This window comes from Pasteurella multocida (genome assembly GCF_900187275.1).
Classification (GTDB): Bacteria; Pseudomonadota; Gammaproteobacteria; order Enterobacterales; family Pasteurellaceae; genus Pasteurella; species Pasteurella multocida.
The window spans coordinates 2,023,471-2,038,609 of record NZ_LT906458.1; the positions used below are offsets into that span (position 1 = coordinate 2,023,471).

At 41.1% G+C, this 15,139-nt stretch carries 18 protein-coding genes and 2 tRNA genes; 12 read left to right on the plus strand and 8 right to left on the minus strand.

Annotation, left to right across the window (positions count from 1 at the left end; translation table 11 throughout):
* Positions 1–20: 20 nt before the first annotated feature.
* Together coaD and waaA are read right to left on the minus strand one after the other, a co-directional pair.
* Positions 21–497: a pantetheine-phosphate adenylyltransferase gene (coaD, locus tag CKV69_RS09375; protein ID WP_005723869.1), complete on the minus strand. Its 477-nt coding sequence runs from the start codon at positions 495–497 to the stop codon at positions 21–23.
* A complete protein-coding gene (gene waaA / locus CKV69_RS09380) occupies positions 494–1,777 on the minus strand; it encodes a lipid IV(A) 3-deoxy-D-manno-octulosonic acid transferase (protein ID WP_015702645.1) in 1,284 nt (427 codons plus the stop codon). Before waaA ends, coaD begins: the two co-directional genes overlap by 4 nt.
* Before the next feature lie 82 nt (positions 1,778–1,859).
* Between waaA and CKV69_RS09385 the strand changes: the two genes are divergently transcribed.
* The 5 genes from CKV69_RS09385 (at position 1,860) to CKV69_RS09405 (ending at position 6,367) form a co-directional block, all read left to right on the plus strand.
* Positions 1,860–2,624, plus strand: a complete 765-nt coding sequence (locus tag CKV69_RS09385; RefSeq protein WP_015702646.1) for a glycosyltransferase family 2 protein — start codon at positions 1,860–1,862, stop codon at positions 2,622–2,624.
* 158 nt (positions 2,625–2,782) lie between these two features.
* Positions 2,783–3,811: an iron ABC transporter substrate-binding protein gene (locus CKV69_RS09390; protein ID WP_015702647.1), complete on the plus strand. Its 1,029-nt coding sequence runs from the start codon at positions 2,783–2,785 to the stop codon at positions 3,809–3,811.
* A 6-nt stretch (positions 3,812–3,817) separates the two neighbouring features.
* Positions 3,818–4,810, plus strand: a complete 993-nt coding sequence (locus CKV69_RS09395) for a FecCD family ABC transporter permease (RefSeq protein WP_005754836.1) — start codon at positions 3,818–3,820, stop codon at positions 4,808–4,810.
* Positions 4,807–5,562, plus strand: a complete 756-nt coding sequence (locus tag CKV69_RS09400) for an ABC transporter ATP-binding protein (protein ID WP_015702648.1) — start codon at positions 4,807–4,809, stop codon at positions 5,560–5,562. The genes CKV69_RS09395 and CKV69_RS09400 overlap by 4 nt, the downstream gene beginning before the upstream one ends.
* Entirely contained in the window at positions 5,555–6,367 is an 813-nt protein-coding gene (locus tag CKV69_RS09405; protein WP_015702649.1) for a class I SAM-dependent methyltransferase, read from the plus strand. Before CKV69_RS09400 ends, CKV69_RS09405 begins: the two co-directional genes overlap by 8 nt.
* 68 nt (positions 6,368–6,435) lie before the next feature.
* Here the strand turns inward: CKV69_RS09405 and tpiA are convergent, their stop codons facing one another.
* Complete coding sequence (gene tpiA / locus CKV69_RS09410; protein ID WP_005717798.1) at positions 6,436–7,221, minus strand: triose-phosphate isomerase; 786 nt, start codon at positions 7,219–7,221, stop codon at positions 6,436–6,438.
* A gap of 177 nt (positions 7,222–7,398) precedes the next feature.
* Between tpiA and CKV69_RS09415 the strand changes: the two genes are divergently transcribed.
* Positions 7,399–7,833 carry a hypothetical protein gene (locus CKV69_RS09415; RefSeq protein ID WP_016504381.1) on the plus strand — a complete coding sequence of 145 codons (435 nt, stop codon included), beginning with the start codon at positions 7,399–7,401 and terminating at the stop codon, positions 7,831–7,833.
* Positions 7,834–7,962: 129 nt separating this feature from the next.
* On the opposite strand, the gene yggU is transcribed toward CKV69_RS09415, so the two are convergent.
* The 5 genes from yggU to trmB all read right to left on the minus strand — a co-directional run bounded on the left by yggU (position 7,963) and on the right by trmB (position 11,429).
* Positions 7,963–8,262 (minus strand): DUF167 family protein YggU, encoded by a 300-nt coding sequence (yggU, locus tag CKV69_RS09420; RefSeq protein ID WP_005717800.1) that lies wholly within the window; start codon positions 8,260–8,262, stop codon positions 7,963–7,965.
* Between the two features lie 32 nt (positions 8,263–8,294).
* Positions 8,295–8,861 carry a YggT family protein gene (locus CKV69_RS09425; RefSeq protein WP_005723893.1) on the minus strand — a complete coding sequence of 189 codons (567 nt, stop codon included), beginning with the start codon at positions 8,859–8,861 and terminating at the stop codon, positions 8,295–8,297.
* A gap of 17 nt (positions 8,862–8,878) precedes the next feature.
* Entirely contained in the window at positions 8,879–9,829 is a 951-nt protein-coding gene (gene corA, locus CKV69_RS09430; protein ID WP_005717802.1) for a magnesium/cobalt transporter CorA, read from the minus strand.
* Positions 9,830–10,234: 405 nt separating this feature from the next.
* The gene (locus tag CKV69_RS09435) at positions 10,235–10,579 is read right to left on the minus strand and encodes a YggL family protein (protein ID WP_005717803.1); all 345 of its coding nucleotides are present in this window, start codon (positions 10,577–10,579) and stop codon (positions 10,235–10,237) included.
* A gap of 82 nt (positions 10,580–10,661) precedes the next feature.
* Positions 10,662–11,429, minus strand: a complete 768-nt coding sequence (gene trmB / locus CKV69_RS09440; RefSeq protein ID WP_005717804.1) for a tRNA (guanosine(46)-N7)-methyltransferase TrmB — start codon at positions 11,427–11,429, stop codon at positions 10,662–10,664.
* 123 nt (positions 11,430–11,552) lie between these two features.
* Here trmB and CKV69_RS09445 point away from each other — a divergent pair, with 123 nt between their 5' ends.
* From CKV69_RS09445 to CKV69_RS09470, 6 genes are all read left to right on the plus strand, one after another.
* Positions 11,553–12,044, plus strand: a complete 492-nt coding sequence (locus CKV69_RS09445) for a cytochrome b (RefSeq protein WP_005754843.1) — start codon at positions 11,553–11,555, stop codon at positions 12,042–12,044.
* Positions 12,045–12,122: 78 nt separating this feature from the next.
* Positions 12,123–13,259, plus strand: coding sequence for an A/G-specific adenine glycosylase (gene mutY / locus CKV69_RS09450; RefSeq protein WP_015702651.1), 1,137 nt, complete (start codon positions 12,123–12,125; stop codon positions 13,257–13,259).
* Positions 13,237–13,509 carry an oxidative damage protection protein gene (locus CKV69_RS09455; protein ID WP_005717807.1) on the plus strand — a complete coding sequence of 91 codons (273 nt, stop codon included), beginning with the start codon at positions 13,237–13,239 and terminating at the stop codon, positions 13,507–13,509. The genes mutY and CKV69_RS09455 overlap by 23 nt, the downstream gene beginning before the upstream one ends.
* Positions 13,510–13,515: 6 nt before the next feature.
* On the plus strand, positions 13,516–14,592 hold the full coding sequence (gene mltC, locus CKV69_RS09460) for a membrane-bound lytic murein transglycosylase MltC (protein WP_005723912.1): 1,077 nt from the start codon (positions 13,516–13,518) through the stop codon (positions 14,590–14,592).
* 218 nt (positions 14,593–14,810) lie between these two features.
* Positions 14,811–14,886 (plus strand) — tRNA-Phe (locus CKV69_RS09465).
* Positions 14,887–14,890: 4 nt separating this feature from the next.
* Positions 14,891–14,966 (plus strand) — tRNA-Asn (locus tag CKV69_RS09470).
* The last annotated feature ends 173 nt before the right edge of the window (positions 14,967–15,139 follow it).

The window sequence follows — 15,139 nt, forward strand, 5'->3', positions numbered from 1 at the left end:
CCTTTTTTCATCGTAGTGAACTATTTTTTTAAGTTTTGTAAGGCGTGAAAAACGACTTCGGGCACGAGTTGACTTACATCGCCATGATGTAAATGGATTTCACGAATCATGGTAGAGGACACATATGACCAACGTTCAGAAGGTGGGAAAAATAAACTTTCTACTCCATTGGTTAATAAGCGATTTAAGTGGGCAAGCTGTAATTCATAGTCAAAATCGCTGGCACTACGCACACCACGAATAATCGCTGTGATATTTCGTTCCTTGACCACATCCGCCAGTAAATCTAAAAAACCGACTACAGTCACATTCGGTAAGTGAGCGACGGCTTGCTTGACGAGTTCCACACGTGTTGCTAAATCAAACAAAGGCTTTTTATTCGGATTGGACGCCACGGCGACTAACACATTGGGAAATAAACGTGCGGTACGTTGAATAATATCCAGATGTCCATTCGTAATGGGATCAAAGGTGCCAGGGTAAATAACCGTAATCATACTGTTTTACTTAAATAAGGATCTAATAAATCTAACAAACGTTGTAAGGCGCCACGATTTTCAATCAGGACTTCATAACCCGCATTGCCATAACGCTTACGTAATTCTTGTGAATCTAGAAATTTTTCGACTGCATTGGTCAGGGCTTTGGTGTTTTCATTCACTTCTAATACGCCTTGTACTTGCAACAGTTTTGTAAACACTTCAGGGAAGTTAAAGGTGTATTTACCACTGATGACAGGTAATTTAAAGGCAAGTGGTTCGAGTGGATTATGTCCCCCATGCTTAACCAAACTGCCTCCCACAAAAGCAATATCGGCAAGCCCATACATCAACATCAGCTCACCCATGGTATCACCAAGTACAACTTGAGTTGAGCTATCGGGCGTAACATGATCGCTACGACGAACGTAAGTCAATTTATGTTTTTTAATTAATTCCGCCACCATATTAAAGCGTTCTGGATGACGAGGGACAAGAATTAACAATAGATTTGGGTATTTATGTAGTAAGAGACGATGAGTTTCTAAGATAAGATCTTCTTCTCCCTCATGTGTACTTGCCGCGATCCACACCGGGCGTTGGTCAACCCAAGCCTGTTTGAGTGACGCAACTTGTTGCATCAGCGCATCGTTGAGTACTAAATCATATTTGATGTTGCCGGTTAATTTTAAACGTTGCGCATCATAACCGAGCGATAAATAACGTTGAGCACTGACGTTATCTTGTGATGCAATTAGACTGATGTGATCAAAAATGTGATGTAGTGCGCCTTTGAACCAGTGATAACGCTGTGTTGAACGTGCGGATAAACGCGCATTAGCAATAATAAACGGAATGGCTTGTTTTTTGAGTTGCACAATTAAATTCGGCCAAATTTCAGTTTCAATCACAATACAGACTTTCGGTTGCACAAAGGCAATAAAACGGTTAACGGCATCCGGTAAATCGTAAGGTAAGTAAAAGTGAGTAACACTGTCGCCAAAGGCGGCCTTTACTCGATCAGAGCCGGTGGGTGTCACCGTGGTGACTGTCAGGGGTAACGTCGGATAAAGGGCTTGCAGACGCTTAATCAGTGGCGTTGCTGCAATAACCTCGCCCACAGAAGCCGCATGGATGACAACACCATTTGCTTTTGGTGGTACTGCACCACAATAAAAGCCATAACGTTCATTAAGGCGTTTACGGTAATTTGGGGCTTTTAAGCTACGTCCTAGCATAAATAAGACAACCAAAGGTTGAATCAAATACATTAAGACGGTATAGACGAAACGTAACATAGCATAAATATTCGGTTATGTTAAAATGACAGACATTGCCCTTAGTATAAACTGTTGCACTCAAGACATAAAGGATTAAAGTATGCCAACACTTAGCGTTGCGATGATTGTTAAAAATGAAGCCGAGCATTTAGCACAATGTTTAGATACAGTGAAAGATTGGGTGGATGACATTGTGATTTTAGATTCGGGGAGTACGGACAACACAAAAGAAATTGCGTTAAGTTATGGTGCAAAGTTCTATGCGCATTGTGAGTGGCCTGGTTTTGGTCGCCAACGTCAAATCGCGCAACAATATGTGACCACTGATTACGTCTTATGGCTAGATGCGGATGAACGTGTTACGCCAGAATTGCGTGAGTCTATTCAACGCGCGGTCGCAAAAAATGAAAAAAATGTGGTGTATAAAATTTCACGTTTAAGTGAAGTATTTGGACGCAAAATTCGCCACTCTAACTGGTATCCCGATTTTGTTTTACGCTTATATCCAACCGCATTGACACAATATAATGATGAACCGGTGCATGAAAAAGTCATGTTGCCGAGCCATGCAAAAGTGGAAAAATTAGCAGGGGATTTAGAGCATTATACTTATAAAGATATGCATCATTATTTAGTGAAATCTGCTGGTTATGCGAAGGCGTGGGCGGAAAAACGCGAAAAAGCCGGTAAAAAAGGGAGTCTGTTTTCCGCATTTACCCATGCGATTGGCTGTTTTGCCAAAATGTATATTTTCAATGCGGGTTTCCTTGACGGTAAACAAGGCTTACTCCTTGCCATCCTCTCCGCCCATTCGACTTTTGTCAAATATGCAGACTTATGGATTAGAACACAAACGAAAAAGTAATTTAAATTCAGAGAGCAGCACAAGGATTTTCCTTGTGCTTTTTTATGCGACATTTCTCACAAAAAACACTTTTAATTCCTTGGTTTGACGTGAAGTTATTTATTTCTTTCGATGTAAATAATAGTATATAGCGAAATCTTAACCAGAAAGGAGTGGCTATGTTAACGAAATTTATTAAAAAATCGACCGCACTTTTAGTGCTTTCTTTATTTGCGGGTGTCGTCAGTGCACAAAGTGAATTCTCATTAGTGGCAGGGAAATATGGTGAGGTGGAAGGGCAAAAGGTCCAAAAAGTGTTAAGTGCAGGCAAAGTGGCAGATGTGTTGTTGATTGCATTAGCGCCTGAAAAACTATTAGGTGTATCAAGTGAATTACCGAAGAAAGGGATGCCTTATTTTTCTGAGCAAGTCCAAAAATTCGAGGTGACAGGGCGCTTGGCAGGACGAGGTTCTACCGCACCATTGGAAAAACTGGTGGCGTTGAAACCGGATATTATTGTAGATGTTGGTAGTGTGAGTAAAAGTTATCTGGCGACAGCGGAACGGGTTAATCAACAAACCCAACTGCCTTTTGTGTTAGTGGATGGTAAATTCCCACAAACTGCGCAGCAAATTCGTGAAGTGGCGAAATTAATTGGTAGTGAGGAAAAAGGTGAAAAACTCGCTACTTATGCGGAGAAAGTGCTCGCCCTGACTGAAAATAGTGTACGCAATGAGAAACAGCCGGTTACTGTTTACTTTGCTCGTGGCGCGGATGGGTTAGAAACCGGTTTAGCTGGGTCTATCCACGGTGAAGTATTAGATTGGGTGGGGATGAAAAATGTTGCTGATGTGGCAGGTGAGAAGAAAATTGCACGTGTGTCGATGGAGCAACTTTTACAGTGGCAACCTAATGTGATTTTGACACACGATAAAAATTTCTATGAGTTATTGAAAACCGCAGATGTGTGGCAGCAATTAAGTGCGGTCAAAAATAAGCAATTTTATTTAGTGCCGGCAGAACCGTTCGGCTGGTTAGATCAGCCACCAAGTGTGAATCGTTTATTAGGTGCGGTATGGTTAGCTCATCATTTTGCCGCCGAGAAGGTGGATGCGAAACAGTATGCGATGTTAATTAATGACTACTTTGCGTTGTTCTATGGTCATCAATTAGATCAAAAAGCACAGGCAAAGTTTGGCATTAAATAATTCGTTATGAATGTAACCGCTCGTTTATGGCTACCACCGATATTATTAGTGTTGGTCGCCATATCAGCTTGTTTGATTGGGCAATATCACATCGCCTTGCAAGATGTTTGGCAGGCGGTATTGCATATTGCGGCGGATAATCCTCGTACTGATGCCGAAACGGTCTTATGGAATATTCGTTTACCGCGTATTTTTACCGCCATTATTGTCGGTGCGGCGTTATCTGTTGCCGGGGCAACTTACCAAGGGATGTTTAAAAATCCCTTGGTCTCCCCAGATATTTTAGGCGTGACAGCAGGCGCAGGACTGGGGGCGGTTACGGCGATTTATTTTGGCGGTTCGTTATTCACGATTCAAGTCGTTGCATTTTTAGGCGGATTACTAGCAGTATTTTTAGTCTATTTAATCTCACGTACGGCACCTCATCACTCACCGACCTTAGCCTTAGTGTTAGCAGGCATTGCGATTGCATCGTTATTAAGTGCGGGCATCTCGTTATTAAAAATCTTATCGGATCCTTATAGTCAATTAACCACGATCACTTTTTGGTTAATGGGCGGATTAAATATGGCAACCTTAAATGATCTTGCTTTAGTTGCCCCTTTAATTTGTGCTAGTTTGATTCCTTTAATTTTATTACGTTGGCGGATGAATTTACTCAGTTTAGATGACGAGGAAGCTGAAACATTGGGTATTAATACGAAACGTACACGGCTTATTTTTATCTTATCCGCAACACTCATGACTTCAGCTGCGGTGTCTATTACAGGGATTATTGGTTGGGTTGGCTTGATCATTCCGCATATTGCGCGTTTATGGATTGGTGCGGATTTCCGGCGTTTATTGCCAACGAGTTTATTTATCGGTGCCACTTTTTTGCTACTCACTGATACCATTGCCCGTTCAATTTTCTCCATAGAAGTCCCTTTAGGCATTATTACCTCTCTGGTCGGTGCGCCGTTCTTTTTGAGTTTACTCATTCAAGGAGGGAAGCGATGAGTTTGGTCACTTTGAAGCATGTGAGTATAGGCTATAAAAAACAGGTGTTAGCTTCGGATCTTAATTTACAGCTTGAGCCGAATCAGGTGGTCTGTTTACTTGGGGCGAACGGCTGTGGCAAAACCACGTTACTCAAAACGTTGTTAGGTCTATTGCCTACGCTTGCTGGAGAAATATTGTTACAAAACCGACCGCACTTTACCTGGACACAAAAAGAATTGGCACAATTTATTGGTTATGTGCCACAAGTACATCATTTGTTCCATTTTACCGTACAAGAAGTGGTGCTGATGGGCAGGACTGCCCAACTTGCTTGGTACAGTTCTCCTAAACAAAAGGATATTGCGATTGCAGAGCAGTGTCTCTCGACGTTGGGCATCGCCCATTTGAGTCAGCGTTTTTACCATGAAATTAGTGGTGGGGAGCGTCAATTAGTATTGATTGCTCGTGCTTTAGCACAACAGCCTGCTTTTTTGATTATGGATGAACCAACGTCTAATCTGGATTTTGGTAATCAAATTCGCGTATTAGAAAAAATTACACAGCTAAAACAAACAGGATTGTCAATTTTAATGACTACACATCAACCCGAGCACAGCTTTCATGTCGCTGATCGGACTATCTTGTTCCATCAAGGTCGTATTATTGCAAACGGTACACCAAAACAAACCCTGACTACACAAAATTTAGCCAAGATTTATCAATTAGACGAAGACGTATTACGCAAAAATTTAAGGATATCTTATGAATAAGCAACAAACTTTACGCGATGTGGATTTTGCCGAACTCTACCGCAATCATTATCAGATGGCATCAAGAGAACCCAAAACTGCCCAAGATTGGGATCGTAAAGCGGAAAAAATGCAACATTCAGCGTTTGATTTGAATAATCATTATGTGCAGGCATTTGTTAGTCGGATGGATCTGAACAACGTAGAAAGCTTACTGGATGTAGGTTGTGGTGGTGGCGCAATTTGTCTTGCGATTGCACCGCAGGTTAAGCAAGTATATGGTTTAGATTACAGCGAAGGGATGTTATCCGTGTTACAACAACGTGCGACCAAATTAGGTTTTGAGCACGTTCAAGCCATCCAAAAATCGTGGGATGACAGCTGGGAAGAGGTTCCTGTATGCGACATTTGCGTGTCTTCTCGTTCTTCTATGGTGGCGGATTTAGATGATGCAATTGATAAGCTCAATGCCAAAGCTAAGAAAGCAGTGTATATGACCATGATTGTAGAGAAAGATTTTATTGCACGCGACATTCTACAGTATATTGGTCGAGATTCTGTGGGGTTCCCTAATTATATGTACGCACTCAATTTACTACATCAAAAAGGCTACCACGCCAGTGTCGATTTTATTACTTCAAGTTGTGGTTTAGTCGAACCGGAGAAAATGACGGAAGAAAGTTTTATTCAATCGGTTCAGTGGTCAATTGGTCAGTTAACGGAGCAAGAAATACAAAAACTGAAAGCCTACTACGCGACACACCCCAACCTTACTTCAGCGCGTGGTGAGTTCAAAACATGGGCATTCGTGAGTTGGAAAAAATAGTCTAAGCTACCGCACTTGAAACATAAAAAAAGCAGATCATTGATCTGCTTTTTACATTGACGAATCAATTAGTTTTTTGCTTTTGCTGCGGCTTTGACGATCACGGCAAAGGCAGGGGCTTTTAATGAGGCACCACCAACTAATGCACCGTCGATATCGGGTTGAGTAAATAATTCAGCCGCATTCGCATCATTAACTGAACCACCGTATTGGATAATCACTTGTTCTGCCACCGCGTTGTCTTTTTTCGCGATATGACCGCGGATAAAGGCATGAACTGCTTGTGCTTGAGCAGGGGTTGCTGATTTACCGGTACCGATTGCCCAAATTGGCTCATAAGCGATAACGGCACCATTAAAGGCTTCAGCGCCTAATGTATTTAATACGGCATCAATTTGGCGTGCGCATACTTCTTCTGTTTTGCCCGCTTCATTTTCGGCTTCACTTTCACCGATACACAATACCGGCACTAAGCCTGCTTGTTTTAATGCTGCGAATTTTTTCGCGATGAATTCATCGCTTTCTTTATGATAAGTACGACGCTCAGAGTGACCGATAATGATATATTTTGCACCAAAATCTTTCAGCATTTCTGTTGAAATATCGCCAGTAAAGGCGCCTTGTACATTCACATCGACGTTTTGTGCACCAAGGGCAATGGCTTTTCCGCCACAACTACAACTGCATTTTAAGGCAGCTTCTGCTTCTGCTAAATACATCACCGGTGGGGCAATTGCCACATCGCAGCCTTCAACACCCGCTAATTCTGTTTTTAAGTCTTCGATTAATGCTTTGGTGAATGCTTTGCTACCGTTTAATTTCCAGTTACCCATAACTAAAGGACGACGAGCCATAATTTTCTCCGTATTAAAGTAATAAAAAATAACCGCATTACTATAGCAAATTTTTTCCTCCATTCTGTTGATTTTAGGCAAATTTAAAAAAATTTTTTGTGAAAAGGTGATTATTTTGTTTTAAAAAGCTACAATCCACTGTATGGATTAGACAAAAAATGCACGCTTGTGATGAAAATGAAAATATTTAAAGCTGAACAATGGAATTTAGAGAGTCTTTTACCGCTCTTTGAGCAATATCGTCTTTCGCATGGCATGTCGGAAAATCCTGACCGCACTTTGGCTTTTTTGACGAATCGTATTCGTTTTAGTGAAAGTATTTTTTTTATTGCTGTCGATGACACACACCAAGCGTTAGGTTTTATTCAGCTTTATCCACGTCTTTCCTCTTTGCAATTACAACGTTATTGGCAACTGACTGATATTTTTGTGCAAGCCTGTCCTTATAAAACTGAGATCTATGCTGCGTTAATCGCAAAAGCAAAAGAATTTGTGCGTTATACGCAATCGACGCGTTTAGTGATAGAACAAGCTCCACAGCAACAGGCAATGCTTGAAGCAGAGGGGTTTAAAATGAATACAAAGAAAAGTATTTTTGAGTTGAGTTTATAAGCCTGTTTTTAACAGGAGAAAATATGCAACAGCATGTTAATCAGCGTTGACGCTCAATTTCAGTACGTTTTACATGGTTACAAGCCTATTACAGTGTCGCTCTACTAGAGATCGGATTTCTAAACAGAATCACTTCAATAAGGCATTCACTTCGGCAGGGATCACTTTCGGATTAGGAATCAGAATCTGTTTATGTCTATTTAGCTCACCTTTTTCCAAGACAATGCTACTTTTCGGCACTTTAAAGGTTTTGCTTAAAAATTTGAGTAAGTGGGCGTTAGCTTGTCCATCAATCGGCGGGGCGGTGATGGTGATTTTGAGTTCATTGTCGTGTAAACCGACGATCTGATCTTTACTGGCTTTCGGTTGCAGAAAAATCCGCAACCGTAAGTGTTCTTCTTGTTTTTCTACTGCGGGTAGCTGTGTCACAACGCAAATTTCCTAACAATCGACCGCACTTTCTAGTAACTGGCTAATGCCCAGTACACATCGAAGAGATCGCCTAATAAACTATTTAATAGGAAAAGAATAACGGCTAATACCATTGGGGAAAAATCAATCATACCGGTATTCGGCAGAATACGTTGAATCGGGCGAAGGAGTGGTTCACTGAGTTGAGCTAAGATGAATTGGAGTGGGGTGGCACCACGGTTAAACCAACTCATCACTGCACCAATTAATAAAACGTAAAAAATCGCTTTTCCAACGGTACGGACTAAAGTGAGCATACCGATAATGGCGTAGTCTAGGATATCCGCATTGCCGATGAATAAGTTACCTACCACATGTGCAAGTGGGAATTTTAGACTAAAGAGTAAAAAAGCCAGTAGTAACGCAGCGAGGTTGATATTTTTCACAGTTGGAATAAACGTCGTTAATGGATTTAATACCGGTTGGGTGATTTTAACCAAGCTTTGTGAAATTGGATTGTAAAAATCCACGCGACTGAATTGGAACCACGCGCGTAATACTAAAATCAGACCATAAAGATCAATAATGATAAAAACGAGTAATTGTAATGTATTCATATTAACGTCCTGTAGATTTATAACCAGCCTTTGCGTTTGAAATACCAATAAGGTGCAAATGCCGCCAGTGCCATTAAGCCTAACGCCATAGGATAACCAAATTTAAAGCCTAATTCTGGCATAATATCAAAGTTCATACCATAGTTAGAGGCAACCAGTGTTGGCGGGAGGAAAATCACCGACACAACCGAGAAGATCTTGATAATACGGTTTTGTTCGATACTGATGAAACCCATTGCCGCTTGCATCAAAAAGTTGACACGTTGGAACAGTGACTCGTTGTGAGGTTGGAGAGATTCAATATCGCGTAAGATTTCACGCGCTTGTTCTAACTGGTTTGCTGGTAAGCGTGTTTTACGCACTAAGAAACTTAACGCACGTTGCGTATCCATTAAGCATAAACGTACTTTGGAACTGGTGTCTTCTTGTTCCGTTAAGGTGGAGAGTGCTTGGTCAAAGGCTTCCCCTTGTGTGCCATCTAAAATGACACGACTTAATTTTTCTAAATCTGAGTACACGGTTTCAATCACGTCGGCTAATTGCTCGATTTTGGTTTCAAATAAATCAAGTAAAACTTCATAAGCGTTACACTCAATCAAGCGTTGACTACGTGAGCGCATACGATATAAACGGAAAGCAGGTAATTCACGATCACGGAGTGTGAAAAGACGACCGTCACGCACAGTAAATGCCACGCTGGCTAAGTCGGCATAATCTTCTTCGTCTTCGCAATAAAAGAAAGAGTGAAGGTGTAAACCATCTTCATCTTCGAAGAAACGTGCCGATGCCTCGATATCTTCTAATTCAAGGAACGTAGCAAGGCTCTGACCTAAGCCTTCTTGTAAAATTTCGCGTTCTTCACTACTTGGTTCGATGAGATCGAGCCAAATGGCGGAATTTAATTCTGCATTGGTATTTTCATCAATGCGGACAAGGCGTGCATCTTCGAGAGCGAAAGCATTAATCATTTTGTCATACTCCTTAATTGGATTATGAACAACGCTATGAACAAAAGCGATCAAACGAAATCTTGTTAAAAAGAATTCAACGATAAAAGTGCGGTTAAATTTTCATTCGTTTGACTAGTGGTGATTGATATTTCAATAACCGAAAAAAGATGCCGAATAAAGCAGTGGAAGAAAAGATCTCTCAGCGAACCCTCGCCGATGTTAAGGAAATGGCGAAAGTTACAGTAAAAACTCAATTCGGTATCGACTGTGACTGTCCAAAGTGTGTGTCCTCATATTACTAAATCGGGGCGAATGTTACGCTTGAAAACTGGCTTCGTCAAGGTTTTATGCGCACTAATGTGGAATTCTTATGCATGGCAAAATGAAAAAGGCGAACTAAACTGTTCGCCTCGCATAAAAGGATTATGCATCTTTTGCTGGATATTCCCACCAGATATCAAATAATGGGCTGATTTCGATTTGTTGTAAGCCGTTTTGCTCTAACCATTCTTTGACTAAGGTGCGATGGCTTTCATCACATTTGCCTAGGGCTTCTAAGCAGACTAAACCTTCCCAATGTAAGTAACCACTGCCTTCATAAGCAAGACCGTTTGGCTGGATTACCTCACAAATAAAGCGATCAACCACTTCATCAACTTTCTCGATGGCCGTACCTTCTGCAAATTGCCAATTCACTAAGAAACCTAGTTCTTGGAATTCAGCAAGGTGCATTTTTTTACGTTGTCTTCTGTTACGTTTAATCGCCATGTTCGATTCTCCTCTCTGTTGGCTGATAAAATTTGTTTTACATTATGCCAGACTTTTGTTCAAAAAGTGCGGGCTTGTTTTTTTATTTTTTGATGTAGTAGAGATCCCACACGCCATGTCCTAAACGATGTCCACGTTGCTCAAATTTAGTTAATGGACGGAAATCCGGGCGTGGAATGTAATCATGGGTCGCTGATGTATTTTGTAAACCTTCGGCTTGTTGCAACACGGCTAACATATGCTCTGCATAGTTTTCCCAGTCGGTGGCCATGTGAATAAAACCACCTGTTGTCAACTTTTGTGTAATGGTATTCACAAATTGCGGTTGGACGATGCGGCGTTTGTGGTGCTTTGCTTTATGCCATGGATCCGGGAAGAATAATTGCAAACCACCTAAGCTGTGGTCCGCAATGCAATCACGTAAAATTTCGGTGGCATCATGGCAAATGATACGTAAATTTTTTACCCCTTTTTCCACCGCATAGGCGATACAAGCCCCGACACCAGGCGTGTGAACTTCGATCCCTAAATAATTGCGCTCAGGGTTTTGCAGTGCCATGTCAACTAAAGAGTGTCCCATACCAAAGCCAATTTCGAGTACCACAGGATTATTGTTTCCATAAATAGCAGGAAAATCAAAGGGCTGGTTTTGATGTTCTAAACCGTAGAATCCCCAATGTTGATTCATGGCATTTTTTTGAAATTCACTCAAACGCCCCGTACGTAATACGAAACTGCGAACTTTGCGTTTATAGCGCCCCTCTGCGGTAAATTCGGCAACTTCCACAGTTTTACGTTTTTGATCAGCAAAGGTTGGTAAATTCTCTGATTCTTGATTATTAAATGACATATTTTTGTTTATAATGAGGCTAATTTGCCGCGAATTATACGGTTTTTGTTGGAAAACACCAAGCTTGTCGAGCAGGCTTGTGTATTTATTGACATTTTATACTTGGTTGGAAAGGAATGTGATATGTCTCAAAAATACCCGAAGCCAATGATTATCCTTCATTGGCTCACATTATTGTTAGTGTTAATAGCTTATTTTACAGGGGATTATCCGCCTGCGGATGGCTTGATGGGGGAGATACATGTAGCAAGTGGTCTAAGTCTTGCCATGTTGTTGCTGTTACGTGTGGGGTTACGTTGGCATTATCGCAATCAATTGCCTGCACATAAGCTAACGCGTTGGCAACATATTGCCGCACATTCTGTGCAAATGTTGCTTTATTTATGTCTGTTGCTGACGCCTATTGCTGGGTATTTTACATTGACTGCTGATGCGGATGACTTTATGTTATTTGGGATGAACTTGCCTTATTTTAGTCTTGAAATTTCTTTAGGTAAGGCACATGTGATTTTGGCGAATAGCTTTATTGCGTTGTCAGGCGTGCATGCCTTAGCAGCACTATTTCATCATGTTGTCTTAAAAGATAATGTGTTAAAGAGTATGTCGCCACATTAACCTGTGCGAGAGAATTTTCAAAGTGCGGTCGGTTTTTTTCAATGCTTTGATCGTACCTGTTTTCGGATTTTTTTATTGATGATACTTGCTCAATCTTCTCCTCATGCCCCTTTTGCTCATGCCGTGTTAACTTGGTATGACAAATTTGGGCGTAAACATTTGCCTTGGCAACAGAATAAAACGTTATACGGGGTTTGGTTGTCCGAAGTGATGTTACAACAAACTCAAGTGGCGACGGTGATTCCTTACTTTCAACGGTTTGTCGACAAATTTCCTAATATCTGTGCCTTGGCGAATGCACCATTAGATGAAGTGTTACATTTATGGACGGGGCTAGGTTACTATGCTCGTGCACGAAATTTACATAAAGCGGCACAAACCATTCGTGATCAATATGCGGGTAAGTTTCCGACCGATTTTGAACAGGTGTGGGCGCTGACGGGCGTGGGGAAAAGCACTGCCGGTGCTGTGCTTTCTTCTTGTTTAGACGCACCTTACCCGATTCTAGATGGTAATGTGAAACGCGTGCTTTCTCGTTATTTTGCGGTGTCTGGTTGGGCGGGCGAGAAAAAAGTCGAAGAACAGTTATGGCAATATAGTGCACAGGTTACGCCGACTGAACAGGTCGCCAATTTTAATCAGGCAATGATGGATCTCGGGGCAATGGTATGCACTCGAACAAAGCCTAAATGTGATCTCTGTCCTTTACGTCATCATTGCCAAGCATATTTACAACAAAACTGGCAGGCTTATCCGGGCAAAAAACCAAAAAAAGTCCTGCCAGAAAGAGAAAGTTATTTTTTGATTCTAAATGCCTATGGCAAAGTTGCGTTGGAGCAACGTGAAAATAACGGGCTTTGGGGCGGGCTCTATTGTTTTCCTCAGTTTGAAAGTAAAGCAGCGCTGTTGGCATTTTTAGCGGCACAAGGGATTGGTTATTATCAAGAATGGACCGCATTTCGTCATACGTTTAGTCATTTCCATTTAGATATTTACCCTATTTATGTTGAGTTGCAACGGTCGCAACTCGATCAAAATCGCACCGATTGGAAAAAAGTCTCAGAAAAGACCGAACAGAGTGAATCAACTGTATTCAGTGCGGTCAAATATTGGTATGATCCACAAAATCCAGAACAAATTGGACTGGCAACACCAGTAAAGAATTTATTAACACAATTTATAAGGAATTATTATGGCGAGAACCGTATTCTGTGAATACCTTAAACAAGAATCTGAAGGCTTGGACTTTCAGCTGTATCCAGGCGAGTTGGGTAAGCGTATTTTTGACTCAATCAGCAAACAAGCATGGAGTGAATGGATGAAAAAACAAACTATGCTGGTGAATGAGAAGAAGTTAAACATGATGAATGCGGATCATAGACAACTACTTGAGCAAGAAATGGTTAATTTCTTGTTTGAAGGTAAAGATGTTCACATTGAAGGTTATGTTCCCCCAACGGAATAAATGAAGATGAAGAAGTACATAATTTACGCATTAATCCCTTTTTTATTTGCTTGTGGTGGGACGAAAACACACCGCAGTTCGCAATTTGATGAAGCATTCGCCAAAGATACTCGTGGATTAGATATTTTAACAGGGCAGTTTTCGCATAATATCGATCGTATTTGGGGGGTGAATGAATTACTCGTTGCGAGCCGTAAAGACTATGTAAAATATACCGATCGTTTCTATACGCGTAGCCATGTCAGTTTTGATGAAGGGTTGATTACGGTTGAAACACAAAGCGATTTACGTCACTTACAAAATGCGATTGTGCATATTTTATTAATGGGGTCTGATGCAAATGGTATCGATCTGTTTGCTTCGGGTGATGTGCCGATTAGCTCGCGTCCTTTTTTAGTGGGGCAAGTGATCGATCATTTAGGGGGATCTATTACTAACACCACAACAGCAGGTAACTTTGCGAATTATTTATTACAGAATAAATTGCAAACGCGTCGTTTAAGTAATGGACATACTGTACAGTATGTGGTGATCCCGATGATTGCCAACCACGTTGCTGTGCGTGCACAAAAATATTTACCGTTGGTGCGTAAAATGGCACGTCGTTACAATATGGATGAAAGTTTGATTTTAGGCATCATGCAAACAGAATCCAGTTTTAACCCTTACGCGATTAGTTATGCTAATGCGATTGGTTTAATGCAAGTTGTGCCAACAACCGCTGGACGTGATATTTTCAAAATGAAAGGAAAAGGGGGACAGCCGTCCAAATCCTATTTATTTGATCCTGAAAAGAATATCGATGCGGGGACCTCGTACTTATGGCTATTACAAAATAAATATTTAGACGGGATTACTAATCCAACCTCTAAACGTTTTGCCATGATTTCTGCTTACAATAGTGGTGCAGGCGCGGTTTTACGTGTTTTTGACCAAGATCGTGATGCGGCGATTGCGAAGATCAATAGCCTTTATCCTGAACAGGTTTATCGGATTTTGACGACTCAACATCCATCTGCGCAAGCAAGAAATTACTTACTTAAAGTGGATCAAGCACAGAAAAGTTATCGCGTAAGACGATAATTAATAAGTAAGGTGAAAAAATGCTCGCTTTATTCCAAAGAATAGCGAGCATTTTGTTATTTATTTTTAATGAAAAAACATAAAAAATGTATGAAATTGTGTTATTTCTATGCTTTTCGTTTGTTAAATATCCAACTGAATAAAAAAAATGAGTTTTTTTGAATTTAGGTGTTGACTTAACCCAGAAAAAAACGTTTAATACGCACCACTGATGAGTTGCCTCGATAGCTCAGTCGGTAGAGCAGGGGATTGAAAATCCCCGTGTCGGTGGTTCGATTCCGCCTCGAGGCACCACGATTCCTCCTTAGTTCAGTCGGTAGAACGGCGGACTGTTAATCCGTATGTCGCTGGTTCAAGTCCAGCAGGAGGAGCCAAATTCTTAAAACCCGCTAATTTATTAGCGGGTTTTTTCATTCCTGCATTTAACCTATTTCGTTGTTGATTTTCCGCGATATTGCCATGTTGTTACCAAAAAACGTTGTTGCTTTTGGTGGAGAGAATGTATGCTCGGTTTCGCTTTTGCTAGATTGGTTATTCAGGAGTAGAG